The organism is Pseudoneobacillus rhizolycopersici (assembly GCF_054786815.1).
On sequence record NZ_JBTOOE010000184.1, the window covers coordinates 1 to 251 of the forward strand.

The 251-nt window shown below is 64.1% G+C and carries 1 protein-coding gene; it reads left to right on the forward strand.

Annotated elements, in window-relative coordinates:
- Positions 1–251, forward strand: a 251-nt coding sequence (locus ACX9YW_RS23345; RefSeq protein ID WP_460351159.1) for a 2-C-methyl-D-erythritol 2,4-cyclodiphosphate synthase, incomplete at both ends; no start/stop codon positions are given.

Genomic DNA, 251 nt, shown 5'->3' on the forward strand with positions numbered 1-251 from the left:
GCCGACAGCCGCGTGCTGCTACGCCATGTAGTCGGCATCGTCAAGGCCAAGGGCTGGAAGGTCGGCAATATCGACGCCACCATCGTCGCCCAGGCGCCGAAGATGGCCCCGCACATCGAGACCATGCGCCAGCTCATCGCCGAAGACCTGCAGGTCGAACTCGACCAGGTCAACGTCAAGGCCACCACCACTGAAAAGCTGGGCTTCACCGGCCGTGAGGAGGGGATTGCCGTGCATTCGGTCGCCCTGCT